The organism is Desulfurella sp. (genome assembly GCF_049977265.1).
GTDB lineage: Bacteria > Campylobacterota_A > Desulfurellia > Desulfurellales > Desulfurellaceae > Desulfurella.
In genome coordinates this window covers 1-3143 of the sequence record NZ_JBMFGQ010000077.1, presented here as the reverse complement: position 1 = coordinate 3143, position 3143 = coordinate 1, and the positions used below count along the sequence as shown (strand labels likewise).

The following is a 3143-nucleotide window of genomic DNA, read 5'->3' as shown; positions in this document are numbered from 1 at the left end:
CTTTCTGCAATTTAAGATGCCCATATTGCCACAATCCTGAACTCGTATTTTTTAAAGGCAATCCTTTAGATGAGTTTAGTGTATTGTCTTTTTTACAAAGCAGTATTGGCAAAATTGAAGCGGTTGTTATAACAGGTGGAGAGCCCACTCTACAAAATGATTTGCCTGATTTTATAACTAAAATTAAAAAATTGGGTTTTTTGGTAAAACTTGATACAAATGGTCATTGCCCTGATGTTTTGGCCGATGCAGTTAATCTTGTAGATGTAATTGCGCTTGATTTAAAAGCAACATGTGAAAAATACAAAACATTTGGCGGTGATTGTAAAAAACTAAAAGAATCCTTTGAGTTGCTAAAGCATTTCCAAGGACATTTAATTATACGTACTACAATGTATCCTTCCTTTACTTCTAAAGCTGACATAGAAGAAATGAATAAACTTATACCAGAAGGATTAAAATACGAAAGACAGTTTAATGAGTATAGAGATTCAGTGACACTGGAAAAGTTTTTAGCCTGAAGATTAAATCTTCAGGCTAAAAAAAAGATTAGGTAGGGATATCTTGAGTGTAGTAAACATTTGGTAATGTGCCATCTGTTTGTTTTAAAACATGGTATGAAGTAGCTTCTTTGAGTAGTCTTGATACGATTGAGTCTTTGTCATTTAAATCACCAAAGTTTCTTGCATGCATTGGGCAGGCCTCTACACATGCTGGAAGTAAGCCTTTTTCTAATCTTGGCAAGCAAAATGTACATTTATCAACAGAACCTAATTCTTCATTGTAGTATCTAGCATCATAAGGGCAAGCTTCCATACACGCTTTACAGCCTATACACTTATCAAAATCAACAAGGACTATACCATCACTTTTTCTTTTGTAGCTTGCACCCGTTGGGCATACCCATACACATGGAGGATTATCGCATTGGTTACATAAAATTGGAAGCCATGAAATTTTGTAACTGTCACTTTGGGCTTTGCCTATGTATAATACTTCGGTTCTATAGTCCTGTGGGTTTTCTGGTATATGCCATGTTTTTTTGCAGGCAACTTCGCAAGCTTTGCACCCTATGCATCTATCCTGCACAATTACCATAGCATACGCGTGTTCTTTTTTTGCTCTTGCATCTTTTATTGGATTAAATGTATTCCATTCGTATTTTTTCTCAAATACAATTGGCAACGGTATAAATGAAAAAACAGCAATACTCCCAGCTATACCCTTTAAAAAATCTTTTCTGTTCATTTAAAAACCTCCTGCTAAAGTTTTTTTAATGGTGTTGGAGGTTTTGGGATTTTTGCACCATGGCATTCTGCACAGTTAAATTGTGCTGTGATTCCAACTTTCTTTGGGGCAAACCAGGCAATATTTTCATCATATTCGCCTCTGTGCCATTTATTTAATTCTTCAACTAATTTATATGCTACACTTGCAGCTACACGAGCGCATCTATCTTTTCTTTCTGGACTATTTATTGGGTAACCACTTTTTTCCATCCACTTGCCAACGCTTATATGGCACAATGGAGACTCGCTTATTGTGTGAACTATGGTTTTTTTGTTTGCTTTTGGGTTTTTGGGGACAAAAATTGGCATATCCGCATGTGAGTACCAATCAAGCATATTTGAAGCAATAATATGTCCGTCTTCACAACCTTCCTGTGTCATAGGTCCAATTATACAGCTTGCAACAACAGCTGCACCATTTACAGAGCCGCACAATGTGCCCCAGCCTGCCAGACCGCCTTCAAATATTGCAAAAGGATCAATAGGAAATGATTTGTAAGGCTCACCAACTTTTTGTGCTAACTGATGGAAAATACTATAAATTACTGTACCGCCACACCAAAGCCTATACCACTCTTCATAAGCAATTTGAGCAGTTGTTTTTGGATCAAGCTCCACATAAGGCCATGGCCACTTGTTTGCGCTCCAGTTTTGTGTTTTGTCAGCATTTGCAATTTGTGTAGCAAACCCACCCACCAATGTGCCAATACCAACAATGCTTGCTTTTGTCAAAAAATTTTTTCGTGAGATTTTTTCGTCCATGCAGGTACCTCCAATTTTTTCATTATATATTTTCTTATATAACGCTTTTAAATTTTTGTCAAGAAAATAATTTATCCGATATCTAATAATTTTGTTAGAGTTTACAAAAAGATTCAATAATATATGTTTGCTATTGTATTTTTTATATTTGCCTTAGCTCATTTGACAATTCTTTAAAGAATGTATTAAAGAATTGCTTGTCGGTTATGGATTTTTCACTTTGCTTGCTTGTGGTTGCAGTTGAGCCAATCGGCACAAGACCAAGCAGTGTAGTTTGCGTGGTTGTCCTTATGACATTTTCATACTGCATGGCACTTATAAACACAGTTGATTTATTTTGCGAATTTTGCAAAACATTTATATTTACAACAACAACCGTACTGTCTTTGCCAGATGGAAAATACCTTGTGGCAACAAAACTAAAAGCGTTTGGCTCGTCTTTTTCTATTAAAAAGCCTCTTTTTAGCAATACTGCTTTTGAAGCAAGATAACACTTTTGAGCGCTTGCATCAAAAGTTTTTGAGTTGTCAATGGTTGAGTTTAGAGAACTTTTATATGGGTTTGTTGCGCAAGATGCAATAAAGATTGTAAAAATAAGCATTAATAAACTATATTTGCCTTGTTTTGCTGCCATAGCCCTCCTCCTTTATACATTAACGAAATAATTACCACAAAACTGACATTTTTTCAAATATAAATTAATGATTTTTTAAAAAATAAAAGCCCAAGGCGTAAACCTTGAGCTTTTTAAAAGTGTTATTGCATTAGTCTTAGTACCAACTGCTGAGTTGCGTTTGCTTGAGCTAGAGCGTATGTACCGGCTTGTGCCAAAACTTGAAGCGTAGAAAACTTTGATGTTGTGGTTCCAAAGTTCGTATTGGTTATTGAAGATTCTGCTTGTGTAATATTGGTTTGCGCAACCTGAATATTTTGCACCGTAGCGTTAATCTGGTTTTCAACAGAACCCAAAGAAGCTCTTATCTTATCCAAAGCGCTTAGAGCAGAGTTTGCGATAGTAATTGCAAGGCCTGCACTGTTTTGATTTGTTACATCCACATTTGAAAGGTTAACATTTGGGCTGTATGTGCCAGC

5 protein-coding genes are annotated in these 3143 nt (G+C 35.9%); 1 reads left to right on the top strand and 4 read right to left on the bottom strand.

Annotation, left to right across the window (positions count from 1 at the left end):
* A partial coding sequence (locus ACP5FO_RS08630) for an anaerobic ribonucleoside-triphosphate reductase activating protein (RefSeq protein WP_428157404.1) occupies positions 1-521 on the top strand: 521 nt, incomplete at its 5' end.
* 28 nt (positions 522-549) lie between these two features.
* Here the strand turns inward: ACP5FO_RS08630 and ACP5FO_RS08625 are convergent.
* The 4 genes from ACP5FO_RS08625 to ACP5FO_RS08610 all read right to left on the bottom strand — a co-directional run.
* On the bottom strand, positions 550-1248 hold the full coding sequence (locus tag ACP5FO_RS08625; protein WP_428157403.1) for a 4Fe-4S dicluster domain-containing protein: 699 nt from the start codon (positions 1246-1248) through the stop codon (positions 550-552).
* Between the two features lie 14 nt (positions 1249-1262).
* A complete protein-coding gene (locus ACP5FO_RS08620) occupies positions 1263-2051 on the bottom strand; it encodes a C-GCAxxG-C-C family (seleno)protein (protein ID WP_428157402.1) in 789 nt (262 codons plus the stop codon).
* Between the two features lie 142 nt (positions 2052-2193).
* On the bottom strand, positions 2194-2685 hold the full coding sequence (locus ACP5FO_RS08615; protein ID WP_428157401.1) for a DUF2242 domain-containing protein: 492 nt from the start codon (positions 2683-2685) through the stop codon (positions 2194-2196).
* 122 nt (positions 2686-2807) lie between these two features.
* Positions 2808-3143, bottom strand: a 336-nt coding sequence (locus tag ACP5FO_RS08610) for a flagellin (protein WP_428157400.1), incomplete at its 5' end; no start/stop codon positions are given.

Bases quoted from the DNA above. Each gene is read 5' to 3' on its own strand.
- ACP5FO_RS08625 (WP_428157403.1), bottom strand. From the start codon at position 1,248: ATGAACAGAAAAGATTTTTTAAAGGGTATAGCTGGGAGTATTGCTGTT.
- ACP5FO_RS08615 (WP_428157401.1), bottom strand. From the start codon at position 2,685: ATGGCAGCAAAACAAGGCAAATATAGTTTATTAATGCTTATTTTTACA.
- ACP5FO_RS08620 (WP_428157402.1), bottom strand. From the start codon at position 2,051: ATGGACGAAAAAATCTCACGAAAAAATTTTTTGACAAAAGCAAGCATT.